Annotated in this window: 24 protein-coding genes; 13 read left to right on the forward strand and 11 right to left on the reverse strand. The window is 66.0% G+C overall.

The features are described from left to right. Positions 1-45 precede the first annotated feature (45 nt). On the forward strand, positions 46-309 hold the full coding sequence (locus DF286_RS04355; RefSeq protein ID WP_109270324.1) for a hypothetical protein: 264 nt from the start codon (positions 46-48) through the stop codon (positions 307-309). Positions 310-395: 86 nt separating this feature from the next. Here the strand turns inward: DF286_RS04355 and DF286_RS04360 are convergent, their stop codons facing one another. Further along, a complete protein-coding gene (locus DF286_RS04360) occupies positions 396-1,613 on the reverse strand; it encodes a polyhydroxyalkanoate depolymerase (protein WP_109270325.1) in 1,218 nt (405 codons plus the stop codon). A gap of 136 nt (positions 1,614-1,749) precedes the next feature. On the opposite strand from DF286_RS04360, the gene DF286_RS04365 reads away from it, so the two are divergent. Next, a complete protein-coding gene (locus DF286_RS04365; protein ID WP_109270326.1) occupies positions 1,750-3,525 on the forward strand; it encodes an ABC transporter transmembrane domain-containing protein in 1,776 nt (591 codons plus the stop codon). An 87-nt stretch (positions 3,526-3,612) separates the two neighbouring features. Continuing rightward, positions 3,613-4,893: a cyclic di-GMP phosphodiesterase gene (locus tag DF286_RS04370; RefSeq protein ID WP_146193559.1), complete on the forward strand. Its 1,281-nt coding sequence runs from the start codon at positions 3,613-3,615 to the stop codon at positions 4,891-4,893. An 85-nt stretch (positions 4,894-4,978) separates the two neighbouring features. On the opposite strand, the gene DF286_RS04375 is transcribed toward DF286_RS04370, so the two are convergent. The 4 genes from DF286_RS04375 to DF286_RS04390 form a co-directional block, all read right to left on the reverse strand. Then, positions 4,979-5,407, reverse strand: a complete 429-nt coding sequence (locus DF286_RS04375) for an ExbD/TolR family protein (RefSeq protein WP_109270328.1) — start codon at positions 5,405-5,407, stop codon at positions 4,979-4,981. 25 nt (positions 5,408-5,432) lie between these two features. Continuing rightward, entirely contained in the window at positions 5,433-5,924 is a 492-nt protein-coding gene (locus DF286_RS04380) for an ExbD/TolR family protein (RefSeq protein ID WP_109270329.1), read from the reverse strand. A gap of 86 nt (positions 5,925-6,010) precedes the next feature. Further along, on the reverse strand, positions 6,011-6,793 hold the full coding sequence (locus tag DF286_RS04385) for a MotA/TolQ/ExbB proton channel family protein (RefSeq protein WP_109270330.1): 783 nt from the start codon (positions 6,791-6,793) through the stop codon (positions 6,011-6,013). 61 nt (positions 6,794-6,854) lie between these two features. Next, positions 6,855-7,511, reverse strand: a complete 657-nt coding sequence (locus tag DF286_RS04390) for an energy transducer TonB (RefSeq protein WP_109270331.1) — start codon at positions 7,509-7,511, stop codon at positions 6,855-6,857. Positions 7,512-7,771: 260 nt separating this feature from the next. Here DF286_RS04390 and DF286_RS04395 point away from each other — a divergent pair, with 260 nt between their 5' ends. Then, positions 7,772-8,611, forward strand: coding sequence for a YjbH domain-containing protein (locus DF286_RS04395; protein WP_243444714.1), 840 nt, complete (start codon positions 7,772-7,774; stop codon positions 8,609-8,611). Here the strand turns inward: DF286_RS04395 and DF286_RS04400 are convergent. Then, entirely contained in the window at positions 8,608-9,009 is a 402-nt protein-coding gene (locus tag DF286_RS04400) for a dihydroneopterin aldolase (RefSeq protein ID WP_109270332.1), read from the reverse strand. The genes DF286_RS04395 and DF286_RS04400 overlap by 4 nt on opposite strands. Continuing rightward, entirely contained in the window at positions 9,002-9,763 is a 762-nt protein-coding gene (locus tag DF286_RS04405; protein ID WP_109270333.1) for an SDR family NAD(P)-dependent oxidoreductase, read from the reverse strand. Before DF286_RS04405 ends, DF286_RS04400 begins: the two co-directional genes overlap by 8 nt. 73 nt (positions 9,764-9,836) lie before the next feature. Between DF286_RS04405 and DF286_RS04410 the strand changes: the two genes are divergently transcribed. The 3 genes from DF286_RS04410 to DF286_RS04420 are packed head-to-tail and all read left to right on the forward strand — an operon-like array spanning position 9,837 to position 12,219. After that, entirely contained in the window at positions 9,837-10,406 is a 570-nt protein-coding gene (locus DF286_RS04410; protein ID WP_109270334.1) for a DUF1285 domain-containing protein, read from the forward strand. Continuing rightward, on the forward strand, positions 10,403-11,005 hold the full coding sequence (locus tag DF286_RS04415) for a CoA pyrophosphatase (protein ID WP_109270335.1): 603 nt from the start codon (positions 10,403-10,405) through the stop codon (positions 11,003-11,005). Before DF286_RS04410 ends, DF286_RS04415 begins: the two co-directional genes overlap by 4 nt. Next, positions 11,002-12,219, forward strand: a complete 1,218-nt coding sequence (locus tag DF286_RS04420; RefSeq protein ID WP_109270336.1) for a CCA tRNA nucleotidyltransferase — start codon at positions 11,002-11,004, stop codon at positions 12,217-12,219. The genes DF286_RS04415 and DF286_RS04420 overlap by 4 nt, the downstream gene beginning before the upstream one ends. On the opposite strand, the gene DF286_RS04425 is transcribed toward DF286_RS04420, so the two are convergent. Together DF286_RS04425 and parC are read right to left on the reverse strand one after the other, a co-directional pair. Continuing rightward, a complete protein-coding gene (locus DF286_RS04425) occupies positions 12,195-13,970 on the reverse strand; it encodes a putative bifunctional diguanylate cyclase/phosphodiesterase (RefSeq protein ID WP_109270337.1) in 1,776 nt (591 codons plus the stop codon). The two genes, DF286_RS04420 and DF286_RS04425, sit on opposite strands and share 25 nt — an antisense overlap. Before the next feature lie 39 nt (positions 13,971-14,009). Next, complete coding sequence (gene parC, locus DF286_RS04430; protein WP_109270338.1) at positions 14,010-16,256, reverse strand: DNA topoisomerase IV subunit A; 2,247 nt, start codon at positions 16,254-16,256, stop codon at positions 14,010-14,012. A gap of 97 nt (positions 16,257-16,353) precedes the next feature. Between parC and DF286_RS04435 the strand changes: the two genes are divergently transcribed. Next, entirely contained in the window at positions 16,354-17,268 is a 915-nt protein-coding gene (locus DF286_RS04435; protein ID WP_109270339.1) for a DUF4349 domain-containing protein, read from the forward strand. Here the strand turns inward: DF286_RS04435 and DF286_RS04440 are convergent, their stop codons facing one another. Continuing rightward, complete coding sequence (locus tag DF286_RS04440) at positions 17,269-18,201, reverse strand: LysR substrate-binding domain-containing protein (RefSeq protein ID WP_109270340.1); 933 nt, start codon at positions 18,199-18,201, stop codon at positions 17,269-17,271. A gap of 122 nt (positions 18,202-18,323) precedes the next feature. On the opposite strand from DF286_RS04440, the gene DF286_RS15095 reads away from it, so the two are divergent. After that, positions 18,324-18,485, forward strand: coding sequence for a hypothetical protein (locus tag DF286_RS15095; RefSeq protein ID WP_158274626.1), 162 nt, complete (start codon positions 18,324-18,326; stop codon positions 18,483-18,485). Positions 18,486-18,576: 91 nt separating this feature from the next. Next, entirely contained in the window at positions 18,577-18,759 is a 183-nt protein-coding gene (locus DF286_RS04445; RefSeq protein ID WP_109270341.1) for a hypothetical protein, read from the forward strand. Positions 18,760-18,944: 185 nt separating this feature from the next. On the opposite strand, the gene DF286_RS04450 is transcribed toward DF286_RS04445, so the two are convergent. Then, entirely contained in the window at positions 18,945-19,397 is a 453-nt protein-coding gene (locus tag DF286_RS04450; RefSeq protein ID WP_146193560.1) for a hypothetical protein, read from the reverse strand. A gap of 182 nt (positions 19,398-19,579) precedes the next feature. Here DF286_RS04450 and DF286_RS04455 point away from each other — a divergent pair, with 182 nt between their 5' ends. From DF286_RS04455 to kynU, 3 genes are all read left to right on the forward strand, one after another. Then, entirely contained in the window at positions 19,580-21,073 is a 1,494-nt protein-coding gene (locus tag DF286_RS04455) for a PQQ-dependent sugar dehydrogenase (protein WP_158274627.1), read from the forward strand. A 62-nt stretch (positions 21,074-21,135) separates the two neighbouring features. After that, positions 21,136-22,011, forward strand: a complete 876-nt coding sequence (locus DF286_RS04460) for an alpha/beta hydrolase (RefSeq protein WP_109270344.1) — start codon at positions 21,136-21,138, stop codon at positions 22,009-22,011. Between the two features lie 76 nt (positions 22,012-22,087). Continuing rightward, complete coding sequence (gene kynU, locus DF286_RS04465; RefSeq protein ID WP_109270345.1) at positions 22,088-23,320, forward strand: kynureninase; 1,233 nt, start codon at positions 22,088-22,090, stop codon at positions 23,318-23,320. Positions 23,321-23,348 lie beyond the last annotated feature (28 nt).

A 23,348-nucleotide genomic window follows, 5' to 3' on the forward strand; every position in this document is an offset into this window, starting at 1 on the left:
CCTCGCCCGCTCCTTCGTTATCCCGTCGAAACGAGGGAGAAGCCGATGCCGGTGTCCAGCATGAGTGTTGTCGAACGGATCGCCCGCATCCTCGCCGGGCGCGATCTCAGCATCAACGCGGAAGGCGGCGATCCGTCCGCCGGCGACAAGGTCGACGCCATCTGGCGCGACTATCGAGAGGATGCGCTGTCGGTGCTGAGGACGTTGCGGGAACCCGATCCGGTCATGGCCGCGGCCGGCGATGTCGAGATGTGGGACCGCATGGTGGAGGCCGCGCTCCAGGCCGAGGAGGCCGGCGCCGGGGCGTGAACTGCTCCGTCTTTGCGAGCACAGCGAAGCAATCCATCGCTGCGGCGGCTGGATTGCCGTCGCTCCGCTCCTCGCAATGACGACGTTCAATCGTGCGCGGCGATCCACTTCTCGACGACGGGCGCAATCCGGGTGCGCCACTTGCTACCGTTGAAGATGCCGTAATGGCCGACGCCCTCGGCGAGGTGGTAATGTTTGAGCTTCGCCGGAAGGCCGGTGGAAATGTCGAGCGCGGCCTTGGTCTGGCCGATGCCCGAAATATCGTCGCGTTCGCCTTCGATGGCCAAGAGCGCCGTGTCCATGATCGCGGCCGGATCGACCCGGCGGCCACGGTGCATCATCTCGCCCTTCGGCAGGAGATGGCGCTGGAAGACCATGTCGACCGTCTGAAGGTAGAATTCCTCCGTCATGTCGCAGACCGAGCGATATTCCTCGTAAAATTCCTTGGTCGCCTCCGCGCTCTCGTCGTCGCCCTCGACGAGGTGCTTGAACATCTCCCAGTGGCTGGTGAGATGGCTGCCGAGGTTCATCGTCATGAAGCCCGCGAGCTGCAAGAAGCCAGGGTACACATGCCGGCCGGCGCCCGGGTAGGAATAGGGCACGGTGGCGATCACGTTGCGCTGGAACCAGGCAAGCGGCCGCTCGGTGGCGAGGGTATCGACCACGGTCGGCGCCTTGCGCGTGTCGATCGGCCCGCCCATCATGGTGAGCGTCTTCGGCCGCGCCGGATGCTTGTCGGCAGCCATGATCGCGGCGGCGGCGTAGGCGGGCACCGCGGGTTGGCAGACCGCCAGCATGTGCGCGCCCGGGCCGATATGCTCCAGGAAGGCGATCAGATAGTCGATATAGTCGTCGAGGTCGAAACGCCCCTCGCTCAGCGGCACCAGCTTCGCGTCGCGCCAATCCGTGATGTAGACGTCATGCTTGGGCAGCATCCGCTCGACCGTGCCGCGGAGCAGCGTAGCGTAATGGCCGGACATCGGCGCGACGATCAGCAGGCGGGGACTGTCCTCTACGCCTTCCCGGCGGAAGCGCTTCAGCTGCCCGAACGGCTTGCGAAGGACGATCTCCTCATGGACCGCCACCTCCTCGCCCTCGATGGTCGTGGTCCCGATCCCGAATTCCGGCTTGCCTCGTGGCGCCGCGGCGTGGGCGAAGACGTCGAGCGCCGAGGCGACGATCGGTCCCATCGAGCTGTAGGCCAGGGGATTGACCGGATTCTGCATCCAGCCGGCGCCGATATTCGCAAGCGTGCTGGCTCCGGCGAGCAGCGATCGTTGCATTTCATAGGCGTCGTATAGCATCCGGCCTCCGGGTCGTGTCTTGATGGAACGTGCGATATCCACGACCGATAATCCATACGTATTAACCGAACGGTCGGTCGAAAGGTCCGCGACCGTTGCCATTGAGCGGCGGCGGCGGCGCTGCTAGGCGCCTTCTATGGCCGAGAACAACGCCGAACCCGCTCCTTCGAGGAAGCTTGGCAACCTCGCCATGATCTGGCGCCGGGGGCTGCGTTATCCTGGGCGGATCGCCGGCGCGGCCGTGGCGCTGCTGATCGCCGCCGGCGCGACTCTCGCCATCCCGGACGGTTTTCGCCGCGTCATCGACAAGGGCTTCGCGGCCGGGGACAGCAATGTTTCCGAGCATTTCCAATATCTGCTCGGCATCGTCGTGATCATGGCCCTGGCCACGGCCGTGCGCTTCTATTTCGTTTCCTGGCTGGGTGAGAGGGTGGTGGCGGACCTCAGGACCGAGGTGCACCGCAACCTGCTGCGACTCGAGCCGCGATTCTTCGAGGAGAATCGCCCGTCGGAGATAGCCTCGCGCCTCACCGCCGACACGGCCGTTATCGAGATGGTGGTCGGCAGCACGGTCTCGGTCGCGCTCCGCAACATCGTGCTCGGCATCGGCGGAGTCGCCTATCTTTTCACCCTCGCGCCCCGGCTGACGGCCGGCCTCTTGCTCGGCATCCCGCTGGTGCTCGGTCCGATCGTCCTTATCGGGCGAAGGGTCCGCAACGTTTCGCGTTTCAGCCAGGATCGGATCGCCGACGTCGGGGCGATCGCGTCGGAAACCTTGGGCGCGATGAAGATCGTCCAGGCCTTCGGCCAGGAACGGCGAGAGAGCGAACGCTTCGCCGGCGCGGTCGAGGACGCTTTCGCAACCGCCCGCCGCCGCATCCGGCTGCGCGCCGTGATGACGGCCATCGTCATTTCGCTGATGTTCGGATCGATCACGATGGTGATGTGGCAGGCGGCGCTCGACGTTGCCGCAGGCCGGATCAGCGGCGGCACCATCGCCGCCTTCGTCTTCACCGGCGCCATCGTCGCAGGGGCCTTCGGCGCGCTGACGGAAGTCTATGGCGAGCTGCTGCGCGGCGCCGGCGCCGCCGGGCGGATGGCGGAGCTGCTCGCCCAGGTGCCCGAGATCAAGGCACCGGCGGAGCCGGCCCGGTTGCCACAGCCGGCGCGCGGCGCGCTGAGCTTCGATAAGGTCACCTTCCACTACCCGACCCGGCCCGAAGTGAGCGCGCTCAAGCATTTCAGCCTGAATGTGAACCCGGGCGAGACCCTGGCGGTGGTCGGACCTTCGGGCGCCGGCAAGTCGACGCTCTTCCAGCTCGCCCAGCGCTTCTACGATCCGGAGATTGGCGTCGTCGGCCTCGACGGCATCGACCTTAAGGCTGCCGATCCCGCCGACATACGCGGGCGGATCGCGCTGGTGCCGCAGGAGACGGTGATCTTCGCTGCTTCGGCCCGCGACAATCTGCGGTACGGCCAATGGGACGCGAGCGACGACCAGCTCTGGGCCGCGGCCGAAGCGGCCAACGCCGCCGAGTTCCTGCGGAAGCTCCCCAGCGGCCTCGACACCTTCATGGGCGAAGGCGGCGCCCGCCTGTCCGGGGGTCAGCGCCAGCGCATCGCCATTGCCCGGGCGATATTGCGCGACGCCCCGCTGCTGCTGCTCGACGAAGCCACCTCCGCACTCGACGCAGAGTCGGAGCGGCTCGTCCAGGCCTCGCTCGAAAAGCTGGTCGAAGGCCGCACCACCATGGTCATCGCCCACCGCCTCGCCACCGTCCGCAAGGCCGACCGGATCATCGTCATGGATCATGGCGAGATCGTCGAGGAAGGAACCCACGACAGCCTCCAGGCCCGAGGCGGCCTCTACGCCCGCCTCGCCAGGCTCCAGTTCGAGGGCATGGCGGCCTAGAGCTCGCCGAAGGCGCAGCGTCCAAGCTTTAAGGAATTCCAAACTCTCCATCCGCCAAGCATCGGGGCTGAGCTTGGGAGGGAAGTCGTGCTTCGCGTTAGAAAAGAGGATCTGCGCCTGGGGATGTATATCCAGTCGCTGGAAGGGTCCTGGTTCGATCATCCGTTCTGGCGATCGAAGTTCATGCTCGTCGAGGAAGACGACCTTCGCCAGTTGCAGAGCAGCGATATCGAATGCGTCTGGATCGACGAGGACCAGAGCCTCGCGCCCGCGCTCGCCCACCTGCTGCCGCAGGAGCCGGCGCCGAGGCCTAGGCTATTGGAGGAGCTTTCGGCGGAATCCTCGGTGAAGGCCGCGCCGGCGCCCGAGCCCGTGTCGGAACCCGCGCCGAAGCGCGCTCCGCCTCCCGACGACTTTCGCGTCGCCGAGACGGTCCTCGCCGACTGCAAGGCCGCGGTACGCGACCTCTTCGCCCGGATTCAGGACGGCCAGGCCGCGGCGATCGAAGAGGCCGCGCCCGTTGTCAGCGGCATCGCCGAATCGGTGAGCCGCAATCCGGACGCGCTGATCACGCTCACCCGCGTGCGGACCCTCGACGAATATACCTATATGCATTCGGTCGCCGTCAGCGCGCTGATGATCAACTTCGCCCGTCAGCTTCAGCTGCCGGCCGACTATGTGAAGCAGGCGGGCACGGCCGGCCTGTTCATGGACGTCGGCAAGGGCTTCCTCGCGCCCGAGCTCCTCAGCAAGCCCGGCGAGTATACGCCCGAGGACTGGGCCGAGATGCGCCGTCACCCGCAGCTTGGGGCCGACGCAGTGAAGGCGTCCGGGGACCTGTCGAAGATCGTCGCCGACGTCTGCCTCCATCACCATGAACGCCATGACGGGAGCGGCTACCCGTACGGTTTGAAGGGGGACGAGATCAGCCTCTTCGCCCGGATGGCAGCCATCTGCGATACTTATGACGCGATGGCGTCGGCGCGTCCGCATCGCGCCGCCCGCAGCCCCTCCGAGGCCGTGGCCGAGATGTACAAGCTCAAGGGCCTCTTCGACGAAAGCCTGCTCACCAGCTTCATCAAGAGCATCGGCATCTATCCGGTCGGCAGCCTGGTGCGGCTCGAATCGCGCATGCTCGGCTGCGTCACCGCTCAGCGGCGGGACCAACTCACCAAGCCGGTCGTCCGCGTCTTCTATTCCATTCCGCAGCGCACCCAGGTTCCGGTCGAGGAGCTGGACCTGTCGGAAGTGCCGGAGCCCGACCGGATCGTCGCCCGCGAGGATCCGAGCCGCTGGGGCCTCTCCGACTGGGACAGCTTCGCGCTGACCATCCTCCAGGGCCAGAAGGCAAGGCGCCGCGCCGCCTGATCTCCGGCAGGGCTCCGAACGCCAGGCCAAAAAAAAGGGCGGCCCCGAAGAGCCGCCCCAATTCATTTTCCGAAAGCCGCCGCCTTTAGAAGTTGGCGTAGGCCTCGTTGCCGACGAAACCCATGGCCTGGACGTTGGCACGCTTGGTGATGGCGAGCACCTCGTCGACCACCTGATAGCGAGCCTGCGGATCCGGCTGCAGGTGCAGCTCCGGCGTCGGCGTCATCGTCGTCGTGATGTCCAGATACTGGCGCAGCGTCACCGGATCGACCGGGGCACCGTTCCACAGGATCGTGCCGTTGGGCTCGATCACGATCTTGTTCTTGACCGGATCGATCGGCGGCGGCGTCGATTCGCCCGTGTCCACCGGCAGGTCCAGCTTCACCGCGTGCGTCTGGATCGGGATCGTGATGATGAACATGATGAGCAGCACCAGCATGACGTCGATAAGCGGCGTCGTGTTGATGTCCATCATCGGTTCGTCTTCGGCCGATTCGCCTACTTGCATCGCCATCGTCTAATACTCCTGAATTTCGGCCTTAGAGGCGCTGCACCGGGCCACCCGGCGGCGGTTCGGAGATGAACCCGACCCGGGCGAAGCCAGCGCGCTGCATGGTGAAGATCGCGCCGCCGATACAACGGTACGGCGTGTCCACGTCACCGCGGATATGGGCTTCAGGCATCGTCTCCTCGGTGAGGTTCTCGACGCCGCCCAGACGCTCGATCTCGGCTTCCAGCTTCGTCACGGCGCGGTTGAGCAGCTCTTCCGAATTCACCTTCGTGAGGTTCCAGTAGATCTCGCACTCACCGGCGTCGTTGGCGCGAACGGACAGCGAGACGTTTTCCGGCTTCGTTGTCGTCGGTTCGAAACGAACGGACGGAAGCCGCACCGGGACCGTCTGGATCACAACCGGAACAGTGATGAGGAAAATGATCAGGAGCACCAGCATGACGTCCGTCAGCGGGACGACGTTGATCTCCGACATTGCGGTCTCTTCACCGCCCTCGACCGGTCCGACACTCATACCCATAATTCAAATTCCTGTCAGTCTTCGGTGCGTTGCACCATCGGGCGAGCAAGAGCGGCGGGGCGTCTCCGCCCCGCCGTGCAACCTGATTAGATCTTCTTCGGGCTGGCCGTCGGGGCGCCGGTCGCCGTGCCCGTCGCCGTCGTGGCCGGCTTGGCGGCCGCCGTGGCACCGCGCGCCGCCGTCACCGGCTTCACCGCACCGCCCGACATGATGTAGCCATGGACGTCGTTGGTGAAGCGAGCGATCTGCTCGAGCACCGCCTTGTTGCGGCGCATCAGCCAGTTGTAGGCAAGCACGGCCGGAACCGCGACCGCCAGACCGAGGGCCGTCATGATCAGGGCCTCGCCGACCGGACCGGCGACGGCGTCGATCGACGCCTGGCCAGCGGCACCGATCTTGATCAGAGCGCGGTAGATACCGATGACGGTGCCGAACAGACCGATGAACGGAGCCGTCGAGCCGACGGTGGCGAGCAGCGCGAGGCCGTTCGACAGCTTCGAGGCGATGGCGCCCTGGCTGCGGCTGAGCGAGCCGAGCATCCAATCGTGCTGCTCGATCGGATCGGTCAGCTTGTTATGCTGTTCCTGCGCGACGATGGCGTCGTCGACGATCTGACGATAGGCGCTGTTCTTCTCCAGCTTGGTCGCGCCTTCCCTCAGGTTCGCCGCTTGCCAGAAGGTGGTGCGAGCGCGCTTGCCCTGGTTGATGATCTTCTGCTGCTCGAAGAGCTTGACGAAGAGAATGTACCAGGAGGCGGCCGACATGATCACGAGAATGCCGAACGTCGCGTAGGCAATCGTCCCGCCCTGTTCGAGCGCGGCCATCAGGCCATAGGGATTTTCGCCGGCAGGGGCTGCGGGGGTGGTCATGGTCTTAACTTCCTCTCATATCCAAAAGAGCGTTGCAGTAAGGCAAGGCATTTGCCGACACTTATTCGGGTATTCTCCAGACGACGCGCTGGGTCTTTGTCTCGGTCATAGGATTACCGTTCTCATCCTCAGCCGGACGGAACCGGAACCGGCGCTGGATGAGCTTGCATGTGGTTTCATCCAGGGCCGAGTTTCCGCTCGACGATGTGATTGTGCAATCCGTGACACGACCGTCCGTACCGATCGTATAGCGGGCGACGGATGTCCCCTCAGCTTCCGCACGAAGCGCCGACGACGGATAATCGCTGTCCGAGATGGAACCACCGCGAAGCGTTGCACCCTTGGCTGCCTGCTTCGGCTTGGGCGGGGGCGGCGGAGGCGGCGGCGCTGGCGGCGCCGTCGGGGTAATCACGGGCGGAGGCGCCTCGCGCACGGTCTGAACAATCGGCGGCGCGACGACGTTGGTGCGCACGATCGGCGGCGGCGACACGACGGGCGGCGGCTCCACCACGACCTCTTCCGGCGGCGGGGGCGGCGGCTCCTCGGGGGGCGGCGGCTCTTCCGTAACGTCGAACGTCTTCAGATCCTGGGCGACCTGCTTCACCACATTATAGGCAAGGCCCGTGACGAACGCGTAGCCGAGAAGAGCATGAAGCGCTGCGACGATGACGATCGCCGTAATGCGGCCCGTACCCATCCTTTGATCAGCATAGGACATTAAACAGCCACACTCCCTCTCTCTCGAATAATATTAGTTTTGGTCCGGCGAACAAACTCACAACCGAACCAACCGGCTCCATCCAATTGTCTTAATATATCATGGACAGGGTCCGTGTCTCTATCGTCACATTTTCGACGACGCAATCCTCCTGCGGTTTTCCGCAAAAGCAAGCGGAAATCCCCTGCAATCCGCGGTTAATACCGCTAAACCTATGGGAAAGCGTGCCCTTAAAAGTGAACCAAAGACAAGGAGAAATCATGCGGCCGTCCCAAATTCTTACGAGCGCCGCCATTTTGTTCGCGGCCCTCAGCGTTCCCGCCGAATCGCAGACGCCGGCCGCCGTCCCACAGTTCACCTATGCCGACCTGGTCGATCTCGCCCTCGCCGCTCCCGTCGTAGCGCATGTCGAGGTGCGCGACGCGGTCCGGCTGCGCGCCGAACGAGCGGTCGGGGTCGAGCCGGGCAAAACCCGCTTCTATGTCGAAGCCGACGTCTTGTCTCTGATCCGCGGCGCGCGCGGCCTGCCGGCGCGGATCAGCTATCTGGTCGACCTCCCCAACGACTGGCGCGGCCGCCCTCCGAAGCTTCGCAAGGAAACCCAGTTCATCCTGCTCGCGACGCCGGTGGCAGGCCGGCCGGCCGAGCTCCAACTGATCGGGCCCGACGCGCAGCTTCCCTATTCGCCAGAGCTCGCCGATCGGATGCGCCAGGTGCTTCGCCAGGCGGCCCAGCCGGACGCCCCGCCGAAGATCACCGGCATCGGCCGTGCCTTTCACGTCCCGGGCACGTTGCCGGGCGAGAGCGAGACCCAGATATTCCTCGAAACCGCCGACGGGCGCCCCGTGTCCCTGACGGTGCTGAGGCGGCCGGGACAGGCGCCGCGATGGGCGGTGGCCTTGAGCGAGATCGTAGACAATGCCGCGCGTCCGCCGGAGCCCGACACGCTCTTATGGTACGCCCTTGCCTGCAGCCTGCCCCAGACCCTGCCGCCGGACAGCATCGCGGGCACCGAGACGAGCCAGGCGGCGGCGATCCGAGCCGACTATCAGGTAGTGCTGAAGGGCCTCGGCGCCTGCGTCCGTAATCGCGGAGTCTAGAAGGAGGAAAGCTCTACGCCGACGCCGGCGCAATCGGGATAGATGTCGGGCTTGCGGGTGGAGACCCTCAGGCCCGTCACTCCCCGCCGCGCCGCGACGATGTCGTAGACGGCGCGGGCGAAGGTCTCCTGGAGGTTGAACCGACGCCCCGCGGCCAGCCGGCTGATCTCGGTGCGCAGGAAGTCGTAGTTCCAGGCCGAGGCCTCATTGTCCTCCGCGGCGAAGGAGGCCTCGTCCACCCAGACCTCGACGGTCACGAGCAGCCGCTGGGGCGCGCCGATCTCGAAATCGTGGAAGCCGATATCGACCGGCAGGCTAAAATCCTCAAGGACGATCTTCCTCGCCTTGGGCGCCAGGCCATGGGGCAAAAGACCCTCCAGCGTCGCGACGTTATTCATGGCCGGTCTCCAGAAACTGCACGTCCCGGGGAAGTCCCAGGAATCGTTGGCCGCCATCCAGCGTTATCGTCTGCCCCGTCAAGGTCGGCGTGGCGATGATGAAGCGAAGCGCGGCGACGATCTCTTCCACCGCGACACCCCGCCCCAGCGCATTGAGACCGTGCACCTGATCGAAGTTGGCGCGGCTCTGCGGGCCCGACACCAGCGTCACCGAGGGCGCGATGCCGCACACGCGGATCCGACGGTCCGCATAGGCCCGCGCGGTCAGCTCGGTAAGACCGGCGAGCCCCATCTTGGACACGGTATAAGTGAAGAAGTCGGGATTGGGCTGCGGCAGCTTGGCGTCGAGCAGGTTGACGATCAGCCCGCCCCCTTCCGCCCTCGCCGCAAACGCCCTCGACAGCAGCGCGGGCGCGCGCAGGTTGACGGCGTGATGCACGTCCCACGCTTCGAGCGTGAAATCATCGGCGTTGTCATAGACGAAGCGGGAAGCGTTGTTGACCAGAAGACGCGGCGGCGGCAGCCCGTCGAGCGCGGCCATGATCCGATCGGCGGCGGTCGGATCGGCGAGTTCGGCCGCGACGACGGCAGCCTCGCCCACCTCGGCCGCGAGCGCCCTCGCCTCGGTCTCCGAGGCATTGCAGTGGATGAGAAGATGCCAGCCGTCGGCGGCAAGGGCGCGGCTGATCTCCGCCCCGATGCGCTTCGCCCCGCCCGTGACGATCGCGGTGCGCGGTCCCTCGAACTCCGTCATGGCCGAGCGATAGGACCGGCGGCGGCGCTCGGCAAGCTTTGCGCTACGTGGCGCGATCCCCTATCCCGACGCCATGTCCGCGCCCGTCCCGCCCGCCGATCTTTCGACCCTGTCGCTGGCCGACATCGCCCGGCTCGCCGACGAGCGGAAGCTGCCGCCGGTGGAGAGCTGGAATCCGAGCCATTGCGGCCATAGCGGCATGCGCATCGCGCGCGACGGAACCTGGTTCCACGAAGGCAGTCCGATCGGGCGGCCGGCGATGGTGCGGCTCTTCTCCACCATATTGCGGCGCGAACCGGACGGGTCGCATGTGCTGGTCACGCCGGTCGAGAAGCTGGACATCGACGTCGAGGACGCCCCATTCATCGCCGTCGAGCTCAAGACCGACGGCGAGGGACGGGAGCGAAGCCTCGCCTTCCGGCTCAACACGGACGACCTGGTGGTGGCGGGCCCGGAGCATCCGATCCGCTTCGAAACGGGCGAGGACGGGCCGCGTCCCTATATCGATGTGCGCCGCGGTCTCCGTGCCCTCCTGGCCCGACCGGTCTATTACGAGCTGGCGGAGCTGAGCCTCGCCGAAGGGCAGGATCCGCCGAGTCTGTGGAGCAACGGCGTCTTCTTCCCGATGGATGGCGGATCATGAACCTTGCCGATCGGCTGCGGGAGGCGCTGGCACTGGAACATCGCGACAAGCCCGTGCTCATCGAAGGCGACCCGCACGATCCCCTCGTCGGGCCGCACGCCAAGACGACTCCGGCCGCGGTGCTGATGCCGGTCGTCGATCGTCCGGAGCCGACGGTGATCCTGACGGTGAGGGCGACGACGATGAAGCGCCATCCGGGCGAGATCGCCTTCCCCGGCGGCCGGATCGATCCCGGCGACAGGGACGCCGTGGCGGCCGCGCTACGCGAAGCGGCGGAGGAGATCGCGCTTCCTCCGGGCGGCGTCGAGGTGGTCGGCACCACCGACCGCTACCGCACCATCACCGGTTATGAAGTGACGCCGGTCGTCGGCATCGTGCCGCCGGACCTCGATCTGACGCCTCAGCCCGGTGAAGTGGCGGCGATCTTCGAAGCGCCGCTGGATTATCTGCTGCGGCCGGAGCATCAGTTGGTGCGCACCGTGCTGTGGCGGGGACGGGAGCGGAGCTATTTCGAGATTATGTGGGAGGACCGCCGCATATGGGGGGCGACGGCGGCGATGATCGTCAATCTGAGCCGCCGGCTGGCGGTGATCGCATGAAGCTGCCGAAGGCGGATTGGCAGCAGCGCGACGGCATGGCGGCGCTGCTCCGCGCGCTCGGCGCGGCGGAGGGCGAGACACGCTTCGTCGGCGGCTGCGTGCGCGACACCCTGCTGGGGCTCGACGTCAGCGACGTCGACCTCGCCACGAAGCTGTCGCCCGAGGAAGTGATGCGGCGCCTGAAGCGCGCCCACATCAAGGCGGTCCCGACCGGCATCGCGCACGGCACGGTGACCGCGGTGCCTAGAGGCGGCCCGGTCGAGGTGACGACCCTTCGCCGCGATGTCTCCACCGATGGGCGGCGGGCGACAATCGCCTATACCGACGACTGGCGCGAGGACGCAGCGCGCCGCGACTTCACGATCAACGCCCTCTCAGCCGACCCGGAAAGCCTCGCCGTCCACGATTATTTCGGCGGCGAGGAGGATCTCGCCGAGCGCCGCGTGCGCTTCATCGGCGACCCGCTCACCCGCATCGCCGAGGACCATCTGCGCATCCTGCGCTATTTCCGGTTCCATGCGCGCTTCGGACGCGGCGATCCCGATACGGCCGGACTGGAGGCCTGCGCCGCCCGGGCCAACGACCTCATGGCGCTGTCGCGCGAGCGGATCGCCGACGAACTTCTGAAGCTGCTCACACTGCCCGCGCCCCATCCGACCATCGCTCTGATGGTGGAGCGGGGGATATTGCGGCCGGTGCTGCCGGAGGTCGGGACCGACGGCGCCGAGCGGCTCGCCCGGCTCGTCGAGCATGAAAAGGCCGCCGGCCTGGAGGCAGCACCGATCCGGCGCCTGGCCGCCCTACTCCCCGCCGATCCTGATGTCGCGGCCTCGGTCGCCGCCCGGCTGCGCCTCTCCAGGAAGGCCGCCAAGCGGCTCGTCAGCGCGGCCGAGCGCAGTCCCGGCGACCAAAGCGAGCCGCAGGCGCTCGCCTACCGCATCGGTGCCGAGCAGGCGGTGGACCGCCTTCTTCTCCTGACCGGGGAGGAGCGCATTGCCGCGGAGGAGATAGGACGTCTCAGCCGATGGATCCGACCGCGCTTTCCACTCACCGGCGGCGACCTCATCGCCATGGGCCTCGAACCGGGGCCCCTCGTCGCCCGGACGCTCCAGGCGATCGAGCGCGAATGGATCGGAAGCGGCTTTCCCGCGGAAGATGAAGCCAGGCGCCTCGCCCGCGCCCAGGTCGATCAGGCGCTGCGCGACAGCCAGTAATCGAGGGCGGCATCGGGGCCGAGCGGCCGGGCGAAGTGAAAGCCCTGGCCGTAGGTACAGCCCAGCTCCGTCAGCGCCCGCGCCAGCGCTTCCGTCTCGATGCCCTCGGCGGTGGTCTCGAGCCCGAGCGCGTCGGCGAGCGACAGCACGGCCCGGATGATCCCCACCGAATCGCGGTCCTTCAGCATGCCGGTCACGAAACTGCGATCGATCTTGAGCACGTCGATCGGCAGGCGCTGGAGATAGGCGAGCGACGTATAGCCGGTGCCGAAATCGTCCATCGCGACCCTGGCATCCAGGCCTTTGAGCGCCTCCAGCACCTTGCTGGCCCGCGCCGGATCCTGGATGATAGCGCTTTCGGTCAGCTCGAGCGTCAACCGGTCGCCGGTGAGGCCGTGATCGCGAAGCGCCCCTTCCACCAACGTCGGCACGTCGTCCCGCGCGATCTGGATGGCCGACAGATTGACTCCCATGCACAGCGGCAGCCTCTTGCCCGCCTTGCGGTCCCACTCGCCGAGCGTCTGCGCGGCGGCATGGATCGCCCACCGTCCGAGCGCGACGATCAGCCCGGATTCCTCGGCGACCGGGATGAATTCCGACGGAGCGATCGCGCCCCTGTCCTCATGTTCCCAGCGGGCAAGGGCCTCGAACCCCGCCAGTTCCCCCGTCGCGAGTTCGATGACGGGCTGGAAATCCAGCCGCAGCTCCTCGCTCTCGATCGCACGCCTCAGCTCGGTCTCGATGCTGAAGCGGCGGCGGGCGGCCTTGGCTTGGCTGGGCTCATAGACCTGGGTGCCCCGCGTCGGCTTGGCGCGCTTCAGCGCGAACTGGGCGTTGCGAAGCACTTCCTCGGCCAGCTCGACCCCGCCCGACAAGAGGGCGATGCCGAGCGAGCAGTCGACCCTTATTTCGAGCTCCGAAAGCCGGAACGGCGCCGACAGCACCGCGCGGATTCGGTCGGCGAGCTGGAGGGCGTCGTCCAGCCCCTTGCCGAGGCGCATCAATATGGCGAACTCGTCGCCTCCGGTCCGCGCGAGGATGTCGCCAGCGCGCAAGGCCGAGAAGAGACGGCGGGCAAAAGTGATCAGAAGCTCGTCACCGGCGATCGCGCCCATGCATTCGTTGATGCGGCTGAAGCGGTGCATGTCGACGACGACGACGGCGTGGCTTCCTTCGCGGAAGTCCGGTGCTTCCAGCAACGCCTCGACCTTTTCGTTGAAGCCGAGGCGGTTGGGCAGGCCGGTGAGGCTGTCCCTGAGCATCTCGGCGCGCAGGCTCTTCTCGGTCTCGACCTGGGCCGTCTTGTCGATCAGCGAGATGAGGCAGCGTTTCGGCGACACCGGCGTGCCCTTGAGCCGGGCCAGCCCAACGGTGAAATGACGCCCGCCGATCGCCTTGCCGTCGTGGCCTTCGAACTGGCGCGCCTTCTCATTGGTCTTCAGGAAGGCGGTGAGCGTCCGCCCGATCGTGCCGGCCTGGAGGAAAGCGACCTGGCTTGCCCATTTGCCTTCATGGCCGTTCCAGTCGGTGAGCTGGCGGAAATTCTCGTTGGCCATGTCGATATAGGGATCGCCGCCCGCGCTGACGCAGATCACCGCCGCAGCGATAGGCAGTGCATCGAGATAATCCTGGCGCGCGCGCTCAGTCACCTCCTCCGCCACCGTCGGGCGAGGCTCCGCCGGCGCTTCCCGGATGGAGGAAACGGCAGCCTTCAGCGATCTGTTCCGCCCCCGCGGCGCGGCCGTCTGCATCAGACCGCCATAGGCAAGAGCGGTTAATTCTTGATTGCCCTAGTTAAATCGATTGTCGCGCGGAAAGCCGACCGGCGGCATCCGTCCCGCCGCCCCCCGGGCGGTGCGCCAGGCCGAAAGGTCGGTTTCGGTGCGCGTGCGGCCGCTGGCGCCGCCCATGCCCCAGCTCAGCCCTTCGGCGAATTTGAAGGTTATCGCGTCCGCGAGGCCGCCGTCGCGGTAGCGCTGGAGCTGGACGCCCTGGCCCCGCGCCATCTCCGGCAGCTCCCCCATAGGGAAGACGACCATCTTACGGTTCTCGCCGATCGCGGCGACATAATCGTCCGCTTCGGCGATAGGCCGAACCACGGCGAGGCGGGCCCCGGCGCGGACATTGACCACCTGCTTGCCCTTGCGCGTCTCAGCGATCGCGCCGGCGGTCGAGGTGACGAAGCCGCGCCCGTCCGAGGAGGCGAGCAGCAGCTTGGTGGCGGCCGAGGCCGGCAGCAGGGCGACGACATCGCCCTCTCCTTCGAGGTCGATCATCAGCCGCACCGGCTCGCCGAAACCGCGCCCGCCGGGCAGCTTGTCGGCGGCGAGCGTGTAGAAGCGGCCGTTCTGCGCCGCGAGGAGGAGCTTGTCGGTCGTCTGGGCGTGGAAGGCGAAGGCGGGGCCGTCGCCCTCCTTGAACTTCAGCGCCTCCGGATTGGCGAGATCGACATGGCCCTTCATCGCCCGGATCCAGCCGCGCTGCGACATGATGACCGTGATCGGCTCGCGCTCGATCATCGCTTCCAGCGGGATTTCCCGTGCCGGCCCGGCCTCTTCGATCAGGGTGCGGCGCCGGCCAAGGTCCGTCTCCGGCCGATAGCGATCGCGGAGCGCCGCCAAATCCTTCTTCAGGCGGGTGCGCTGCCGCGCCGGCGATTCGATCAGCTTCTCGAGCTCCGCCCGCTCCTTCTCGAGCTGGTCGCGCTCCTTGCGGATCTGCATCTCCTCCAGCTTGCGCAGGGAGCGCAGCCGCATGTTGAGGATGGCCTCGGCCTGGCGGTCGGTGAGGCCGAATTCCGCCATCATCACCGCCTTGGGCTCGTCCTCCTCGCGGATGATCTGGATGACGCGGTCGAGGTTCAAGAAGGCGATCAGATAGCCGTCGAGCAGCTCCACGCGGTCCGTGATCTTGGCCACCCGATGGGTCGAGCGCCGCACCAGCACGTCGATCTGATGCTCCAGCCAGGCGGTCAGCACCTCCTTGAGGCTCATCACCCGCGGCGTCCTGCTGGCGTCGAGCACGTTGAGGTTGAGCGAGACGCGCACTTCCAGGTCGGTAAGCCGGAATAGACTGTCCATCAGCAGCTGGGGATCGACCGTGCGGCTTCGCGGCTCCAGCACGATGCGGATCGCTTCGTCCGATTCGTCGCGGACGTCGGCCAGGATCGGCAGCTTCTTGTCGGCGATCAGCGCCGCGATCTGCTCGATCAGCTTGCCCTTCTGCACCTGATACGGAATTTCGGAGATGACCGCGGTCCAGGTGCCGCGCCCCTGATCCTCGGTCTCCCATTTGGCGCGGACGCGGAAGGCGCCCTTGCCGGTCGCATAGGCGTGGGCGATCGCCTCCGGCCCATCGACGATGACGCCGCCGGTGGGGAAGTCCGGGCCGGCGACGAAATCCATCAGTGCGGAATCTTCGGCCTTGGGATTGTCGATGAGGTGGGTGGCCGCGTCGATCACTTCGGCGACATTGTGCGGCGGGATCGAGGTCGCCATGCCGACGGCGATGCCGCTGGCGCCGTTGGCGAGGAGATTCGGGAACAGACCGGGGAAGACCTCGGGCTCCTCTTCCTCGCCATTATAGGTCGGGCGATAGTCGACCGTACCTTCGTCGAGGCCGGCCATCAGCTCGTTCGCCGCCGCCGTCAGCCGCGCCTCGGTGTAGCGCATCGCCGCGGCGTTATCGCCGTCGACATTGCCGAAATTGCCCTGCCCGTCGACGAGCGGGTAACGCAGCGAGAAAGGCTGGGCGAGGCGGACCATGGCGTCGTAGATCGATTGGTCGCCATGCGGGTGATATTTGCCCATCACGTCGCCGACGACACGCGCGCATTTCTTGTACCCCGCTGCCGGATCGAGCCGCAGCAGCCGCATCCCCCACAAGAGTCGCCGATGGACCGGCTTCAGGCCGTCACGGACATCGGGAAGCGAGCGCGCTGTGATCGTGGACAGCGCATAGACGAGATAACGCTGCGACAGCGCATCGTCGAAGGGGGCATCGACAATCTGATCGAATTCATCGGTATGTTCGGACATGGGCGAGCGATAGCAGCGGCCGGGAAACGACGCGAGCCGCTATTGCAACGCGGCAGGCTATGGCTAGGTTCGACGCCGGGATCGAGGGGGATAATCGATGCGCCGTCAGCTACTCGTTACTGCCCTGCTGGTCGCGGCCGGCTGTTCGGAAGGGGGGCAGGAAACGGCCTCTAACGTCCGTAGCTACGACGTCGCCGAAGAACCGCCCCCACCGATGGAGCCGCCAGCGCCTGGTTCGCGAGAGGCCGGCACCGCGGTGCAGGTGGCAATGCCGCAGATCGCCTACACCTACAGCTACAGCTTCCGCCTTCCCTCTGACGGCGTCGCGAGCGTCCAGGAAAGGCATCTGAAGCTCTGTGAATCGCTCGGTTCCGCGCGCTGCCGCGTGGTCGACATGTCTCGCAGCTCGGGCAGCGGCGATTATGTGCAAGGCGCGCTGAAGCTCCAGGTGTCCTCCTCCATCGCCCGCGCCTTCGGCGACCGGCTCGTCAATGCGGCGGCCGAGGGCGGCGGCGAGACGATCGATCGCGGCATTTCCGCAGAGGATCTGTCGAAGCAGATCGTGGATACGGCGGCCCGAATCCGAACCAAGGAAGCGCTGGTCGAGCGCCTCACCGCCCTCCTCCAGACGCGGAGCGGCAACATCGAGCAAGCGGTCGAGGCGGAACGCGCGATCAACGCCGCGCAGGAAGAACTCGAGAAAGCGCGTGCCTGGCTTCTCGAAATGCGCGGTCGCGTGGCCATGTCGACCTTCGACATCGGCTATACGAGCGCCGCTCCGCTTGCGGGCGGGGTAAGCGATCCCCTGCGGGATGCGATGGGCAGCGTCGGCGACATGTTCGGACGTAGCCTCGCGCTCATCATAACACTCATCGCAACGCTGCTTCCCTGGGCGCTGCTAGGTCTTCTGGCCTGGGGGGTGATTTTCCTGATCCGCCGTCGGATTGGAACTGAGTCGCCCAATCAACAGGTGGAGGAATCGCTTCCGGTTTCCGAGAATCCGGCCGCCTGATCAGCTCATGCCCTGGTCCGGCGGCGGGGCGCTGGCGGCGAGTTGCTTCAGGTCGCGCGCGACTTCGGCCATCAGCCATTCGCGGAAGCGCCTGATCTTGGGGACCAGCCGCCGGTGCTCGGCGTAGACCAGCCAATATCCCCAGCCACGCGAGGACACCTGGCCGAACGGCCGGACCAGCCGCCCTTCCGCGATGTCGTTGCGCCAGAAGAAGGGGGTGAGCATCGCCATCCCCTGCCCCGCCATGGCGGCGAACCCCTCATGCGCCTGATAGCCGAGACGCACGCCCGGCCGGGGCGGCCGCTCCGCGACGTCGATCCCGGCCTCGCGCAGCCAGTGCGCCCACCAGGGATCCTCCGGGCCGATCAGCGGGATGTCGAGCAATTCCTTCGGCTTCAGCGAGCCGCCGTGGCGCTCCAGGAATTCCGGGCTGCACATGGGCGTGAAGTCGACGCGGAAGAGCAGTTCGGAGGTAAGGCCGGGCCAGTCGCCCTGCCCGGTGCGCACCCCGACGTCCACTTCCGACCCGGCGAAGTCGACGATGGCGTCGTCGGTCAGCATCCGGACGGCCATTTCCGGATTGGTCATCTGGAAGGCGCCCAGCCGCCAGGCGAACCAGGTATTGGCGAAGGTGTAGGAAGTGGTGACCGTCAGCGTGCCCTCATCCTCCGCCCTCAGCGCCGAGAAAGCCGCGTCGAGCACGTCGAAGGCACGCGATGTCTCGCCGGCAGTGCGGCGGCCGGCATCCGTCAGCACCACCTTCTTCTTCTCGCGCCGGAAGAGGGCGACGCCAAGTCGTTCTTCCAACAAGCGAATTTGATAACTGACCGCTGCCTGGGTCATGCCGAGCTCGGCCGCCGCCTTGGTGAAATTCTCGTGGCGAGCGGCGGCCTCGAAGACCCTCACGGCTGGCAAGGACGGGATGTGGCGCATGCCGAATATGATAAGCCCTCCTTATCGAAACTGTCGAGCCTTTAGTTGGCGCCAGGAGCCGACTTCCTCCATCTCACGACTGTGCCCGGGACTACCGGCACGGACCAGGAAGGAGCCACAAGATGCACGAGCCCTATGACAGCCAGGCCTGGGCCGATCATGGCCACGAGCTCAGCGCCGCCATCGACCGGGTCTTCGCCAAGGCCGGCGAGGCGTTCCGGAAATTGCGCGACATCGAATTCGACGCGCCGTGGCGGAAACCCTCGTCTACAGCCGGTCGCTAAGACGGCCTGAAGGCTGCTCCCCGGCTCAGCTGGGCCCAGACCAGAACAAGCGGAGCTCCGGCACCCGCCGGAGCATAGAAGGAGTTTGGAGATGAACAGGATCAATGCCGAGTTCGCCGGCCTCGCTCTCCTGGCCGCGATCGCCAGCGTGGCAGGGACGCTCGCTTCGACCGGAGCGTCCCTCTACGCCACCACTTTCCAACCGGAGATCGGCCATGCGGCGCTTACGCCCCAGGGCGCCGACGTCCTCAAGGTCCGCTACGGATTATCCTGATGCGACCGACGAGGCTGGGCCGATCCACCGCCGAGCGAGCGCCGTCCGCCCACCGCGGCGCTCGCTCATTCCTTTCAAGAGCCTGCGCATGAATGATATCCTAGCGTCATTGCGAGCGGAGCGACGCAATCCAGTCGGCGCTGGCTGGATTGCTTCGTCGCTACGCTCCTTGCAATGACGTGCAATCAGGCGAACAACTCCGACGGTAGCGTCACGCCCTCACGCTCATCGTCCCAGATGACGTGCATGATCCACCAGCGCGCGCCGTCGTCGAATAGCTGGATCATGTTCATACCCCGCTTCAGCATCCGCCCGCCCTCCGGCCGGTCATAGGCCTCATAAGCTGAGAAGATCTGCGCGATATTGCCGAAGCGGACCATGCGCCGGGCGATCTCATGCTCGTAGAAATCCATGCTCGCGAGCAGCGGCGCCGTCGCCTCGCGATAGCCGTCGACGGAAAAGGAAAAGGCCACCGGCCGCCCCGCCTCGTCGAGCTTTGTCCGGACCAGGCGCGCGTCCGGATGAAATAGCGGCTTCGCCCCCTCCCAATCCTGCCCGCCGGCGGGCCCCGAGATGGTGGCGTAGAAGGCGCCGATCAGCTGGTCGATATCGTGAAAGCCCATGACTTTTTGCTCCATTCAATCAGCGCCTCGTCAGCGGCGGCTCGACGACTGTTGCGCTAAAATCGCAGCGAGTTCCAATCCCTATCCGAATGTTTCGGCGCCAGATTGACAGGTCTAGGCACCTGTGCAGAAGCTTCTTCTTCATTCTAGGGAATTATCCCGAATATCCACGCACTTCCGTCGAGAGGACGAACGCAATGCGACCTGGCGCGGTTTTTCCCGTGCTGTTGTTGCTGACCGCATGTGGCGGCAGCGGTAGCAGCAGCACGCCGACTCCTTCACAGCCCAATCAGGCGCCAAGCTTCACCTCGCCGACCGCCGTCAGCGTCACCGAGAATAGGAGAGACGCCTATCGGGCTGTCGCCAACGATCCGGAAAAGGGCTCTCTCACCTATTCGATTTCGGGTGGCGCGGACGCTGCGCGCTTTTCCCTTTCGTCCGCAGGATTGCTCAGCTTCTTGATCTCGCCGAGTTTCGAGACGCCGGAGGATGCCGACGGAGATAATGTCTACGTCGTCCAGCTGAGCGTGAGCGATGGTCAATTGAGCGACACTATAACCGTCCAGATTACCGTCACCGACACCCGCGAGGGCATTCAGGTGCGGCGGGTGGGTGCGGGCTTCGACCAGCCGCTGTACGTAGCACCGATTCCTGGCGACACGCGTGTGTTTGTCCTTGAAAAAGGCGGGAACATAATGATCCTTGATCCCTCCACAGGATCGAAGGGTCTATTCGCCGCAGTAAGCGACATTTCGACCGATGGGGAGCGTGGGCTGCTGGGGCTGGCGGCATCGCCCACCTTCCAGACCGACGATACTCTGTTTGTCTTCGTGACGAACACCGAAGGCGATCTCCAAATACGCACTTACCATCGCGGGCTCGATGGGCGTGGTTACCAGTCCACCATCGCGCCGGTGGTGCTACAGATCGAGCATAGCGAGTTCAGCAATAACAATGGTGGCTGGCTCGGTTTCGGCCCTGATGGCGATCTTTATATCGCGACGGGAGATGGCGGCGGAGACGGTGATCCTCGCAACAATGCGCAGGACCCATTTTCGCTCTTGGGTAAGATCCTGCGCCTCACGCGAAACCCCGATCCGTATGCGGGCGCGGCTCCCGTGTTCTGGATTCCGTCGCCAGATAATCCGTTCGCCAATGGCGGAGGGGCCCCGGAAGTCTTCGCTTACGGCCTACGCAATCCGTTCCGCGCCTCTTTCCATAACGGGGAATTGCTTATCGGCGACGTTGGCCAGGACATGGTCGAGGAGGTTGACCTCCTGAGGCCCAAGGATGCCGGCGCCAATTTCGGCTGGCCATTTCGAGAAGGAACGCGCGCGTTTCGCGGCAATCCGCCCACCGGACTGGTCGATCCTGTCACCCAATATCTGCACGGCGCCGGCCCAAAAGAAGGCGGGTCGATCACGGGCGGCTACGTCTATCGGGGCCCGGTAGATTCGCTCGTAGGCCACTATGTCTTCGGCGACTTCGTCAGCGGGAACATCTGGACCGTTACCACAGGCCTGCTGCGTCCAGGCGAGGTCCTGGCGTCGAACCGGTATGAGCTGCGAAACTCCGACTTTACCCCCGATCGCGGAAGCATAGACCGACTCGTGTCGTTCGGAGAGGATGCAGTGGAAAACCTTTACATCGTTGATTTCGATGTCGAGATATTCATCGTCGGCAAGTCGTGATACGCAGCCTGACGCTCCTATCGCTTCTCTGGATGGCGGGTTGCACAATGCCACATGAGACCATGAATGCGTCAACCGACGCCCGGAGCCGTTTGCTGGAATGGCCCGATCTCCTGGAGCGCCCGCGGCCAGAGGAGAATGCGACGATCCGCTATGGCGACGACCCTTATCAGACAGTCGATCTGTGGCTCCCCGAAGGCGACGGTCCGCATCCGACGGTGCTGATGGTTCATGGCGGCTGCTGGACGACCGGGATTGCCGACCGCACCATCATGAACTGGATCGCCGATGACCTGCGTTCGCGCGGCATCGCCGTGTGGAATATCGACTATCGCGGCGTCGATCGACCGGGAGGCGGCTATCCCGGCACCTTCCTCGACGCGGGCGCCGCGACCGATGCGTTGGAGGCGAACGCCGAACGCTACAATCTCGACATCTCCCCCTTGGTCGCCACCGGGCATTCGGCGGGCGGGCACCTGGCGCTGTGGCTGGCCGGCCGGTCGCGTCTTCCGGAGGATAGTCCGCTTCGAACGGCTGACCCCGTCAGGATCGATACCGTGGTGAGCCTTGGCGGCCTCCCCGACCTGGAGGAGGCGGCGCGGCCGCCGGGGAGCGGTTGCGGAACCGAGGTGGTCGAAAGGCTGACCGGCGGCCGCTTCGAGGACACGTCGGTGCCGCGTCTCGCCCCACTGGGAGCGGACCAGGTGCTGATCAACGGGCTCCAGGACAAGATCATCCCCACCGCCTATGCGGAAGGCTATGCCGCGCCGATGCGCGCGGCCGGGGACAAGGTGACGGTGCGGATGATCGACGACACCGGACATGTCGAGCTGGTCGCACCGGAGACCAAGGCCTGGGCGGCGGCGGTGGAGGAAATCCAACGCGCCCTTCGTCATCCCGGCAAAAGCCGGGATCCAAGCACAGGGAGCTCGGATTGATGCAGCGGGATATTCGCTCGAGGACTGAGTTCTTGGGTCCCGGCATTCGCCGGGATGACGCGGAGGCTGAGCGGCGATGATCACCCTCGAGCAGGTCCGTGCCCTTGACGCCGCCGATCCGCTGCGCGCCTGTCGTGAGCGCTTCGCCCTTCCCGAGGGGCTCGTCTATCTCGACGGCAATTCGCTCGGCGCGCTTCCCAGGGCCGCCGTCGAGCGGCAGCGCCAGGTGGTCGAGCGGGAATGGGGCCGCGATCTCATCCGCAGCTGGAACAGCCATGACTGGATCGGCGCGCCGCAACGGGTTGGAGCCAAGATCGCGCCGCTGATCGGCGCCAAGCCTCACGAGGTGATCGTCGCCGACTCCGTGTCGGTGAACCTGTTCAAGCTGATCACCGCCGCGGCCGCCTTGTCGCCGAAGCGCCCGCTGCTGCTGTCCGAACCCGGCAATTTCCACACCGACCTCCACGTCGCCAGCGGCGCCACCGAGCTGGTGCCCAACCTCAGGCTGGAAACGGTCGAGCGCGGGCGGATCGAGGAGGCGCTGGGGCCGGACACGAACCTGCTGCTGCTGACGCACGTGCATTACAAGACCGGGGAGCGCTTCGACATGGCGCGCGTCACGGCCCGGGCCAAGGATTCCGGCGCCCTCACCCTCTGGGATTTGAGCCACAGCGTCGGCGCGGTGCCGCTTCAGCTCAATCGGGACGGAGCTGAGCTCGCCGTCGGCTGCGGCTACAAATATCTGAACGGCGGCCCCGGCGCGCCGGCCTTCCTCTACGTTGCCGAGCATCTGCAGGAGCGGCTGATGCCCGTCTTGCGCGGCTGGATGGGCCATGCCGCGCCCTTTGCCTTCACCGACGAGTACGTCCCCGCCCCCGGCATCGCTCGCTTCCTTGCCGGCACGCCGCCGATGCTGAGCCTGCTGGCGCTGGAGAGCGGCGTCGAGAGCTTCGAAGGCGTCGACATGGAGACGGCCTGGGCCAAGTCGACGGCCCTGTTCGATCTCTTCGCCGCCCTCGTCGAACAGCGCTGCGCCGGCCACGGCCTCGACTGCGTCAGCCCGCGCGACCCCGGCGCGCGCGGCAGCCACATCTCCTACCGTCACCCCCACGCCTTCGAAATCTGCCAGGCGCTGATCGAAGCGGAGGTGATCGGCGACTTCCGGGCACCCGACGTCGTCCGCTTCGGGCTCACCCCGCTCTATCTCGGCTACGAGGACATCTGGACCGCCATCGACCGGCTGGTCGACATCCTCGAAAGCGGCCGCTGGCGCGAGCCTCGGTTCGCGGTCAGAGGCAAGGTGACGTGATCCGGGGATCACGGATGGGAAGGGGGAC

This window comes from Sphingosinicella humi (assembly GCF_003129465.1).
In the GTDB taxonomy this organism is placed as follows: domain Bacteria; phylum Pseudomonadota; class Alphaproteobacteria; order Sphingomonadales; family Sphingomonadaceae; genus Allosphingosinicella; species Allosphingosinicella humi.

Excerpts from the sequence above, each read along its gene's own strand:
- DF286_RS04360 (WP_109270325.1), bottom strand. The coding sequence starts at position 1,613 with ATGCTATACGACGCCTATGAAATGCAACGATCGCTGCTCGCCGGAGCC.
- DF286_RS04380 (WP_109270329.1), bottom strand. The coding sequence starts at position 5,924 with ATGGGTATGAGTGTCGGACCGGTCGAGGGCGGTGAAGAGACCGCAATG.
- DF286_RS04460 (WP_109270344.1), top strand. The coding sequence starts at position 21,136 with ATGAATGCGTCAACCGACGCCCGGAGCCGTTTGCTGGAATGGCCCGAT.
- DF286_RS04385 (WP_109270330.1), bottom strand. The coding sequence starts at position 6,793 with ATGACCACCCCCGCAGCCCCTGCCGGCGAAAATCCCTATGGCCTGATG.
- DF286_RS04355 (WP_109270324.1), top strand. The coding sequence starts at position 46 with ATGCCGGTGTCCAGCATGAGTGTTGTCGAACGGATCGCCCGCATCCTC.
- DF286_RS04450 (WP_146193560.1), bottom strand. The coding sequence starts at position 19,397 with ATGGAGCAAAAAGTCATGGGCTTTCACGATATCGACCAGCTGATCGGC.
- DF286_RS04400 (WP_109270332.1), bottom strand. The coding sequence starts at position 9,009 with ATGAATAACGTCGCGACGCTGGAGGGTCTTTTGCCCCATGGCCTGGCG.
- parC (WP_109270338.1), bottom strand. The coding sequence starts at position 16,256 with ATGTCCGAACATACCGATGAATTCGATCAGATTGTCGATGCCCCCTTC.
- DF286_RS04410 (WP_109270334.1), top strand. The coding sequence starts at position 9,837 with ATGTCCGCGCCCGTCCCGCCCGCCGATCTTTCGACCCTGTCGCTGGCC.
- DF286_RS04390 (WP_109270331.1), bottom strand. The coding sequence starts at position 7,511 with ATGTCCTATGCTGATCAAAGGATGGGTACGGGCCGCATTACGGCGATC.
- DF286_RS04375 (WP_109270328.1), bottom strand. The coding sequence starts at position 5,407 with ATGGCGATGCAAGTAGGCGAATCGGCCGAAGACGAACCGATGATGGAC.
- DF286_RS04455 (WP_158274627.1), top strand. The coding sequence starts at position 19,580 with ATGCGACCTGGCGCGGTTTTTCCCGTGCTGTTGTTGCTGACCGCATGT.
- DF286_RS04425 (WP_109270337.1), bottom strand. The coding sequence starts at position 13,970 with ATGCAGACGGCCGCGCCGCGGGGGCGGAACAGATCGCTGAAGGCTGCC.
- DF286_RS04405 (WP_109270333.1), bottom strand. The coding sequence starts at position 9,763 with ATGACGGAGTTCGAGGGACCGCGCACCGCGATCGTCACGGGCGGGGCG.
- DF286_RS04395 (WP_243444714.1), top strand. The coding sequence starts at position 7,772 with ATGCGGCCGTCCCAAATTCTTACGAGCGCCGCCATTTTGTTCGCGGCC.
- DF286_RS04440 (WP_109270340.1), bottom strand. The coding sequence starts at position 18,201 with ATGCGCCACATCCCGTCCTTGCCAGCCGTGAGGGTCTTCGAGGCCGCC.
- DF286_RS04365 (WP_109270326.1), top strand. The coding sequence starts at position 1,750 with ATGGCCGAGAACAACGCCGAACCCGCTCCTTCGAGGAAGCTTGGCAAC.
- DF286_RS04445 (WP_109270341.1), top strand. The coding sequence starts at position 18,577 with ATGAACAGGATCAATGCCGAGTTCGCCGGCCTCGCTCTCCTGGCCGCG.
- kynU (WP_109270345.1), top strand. The coding sequence starts at position 22,088 with ATGATCACCCTCGAGCAGGTCCGTGCCCTTGACGCCGCCGATCCGCTG.
- DF286_RS04420 (WP_109270336.1), top strand. The coding sequence starts at position 11,002 with ATGAAGCTGCCGAAGGCGGATTGGCAGCAGCGCGACGGCATGGCGGCG.
- DF286_RS15095 (WP_158274626.1), top strand. The coding sequence starts at position 18,324 with ATGCACGAGCCCTATGACAGCCAGGCCTGGGCCGATCATGGCCACGAG.
- DF286_RS04435 (WP_109270339.1), top strand. The coding sequence starts at position 16,354 with ATGCGCCGTCAGCTACTCGTTACTGCCCTGCTGGTCGCGGCCGGCTGT.
- DF286_RS04415 (WP_109270335.1), top strand. The coding sequence starts at position 10,403 with ATGAACCTTGCCGATCGGCTGCGGGAGGCGCTGGCACTGGAACATCGC.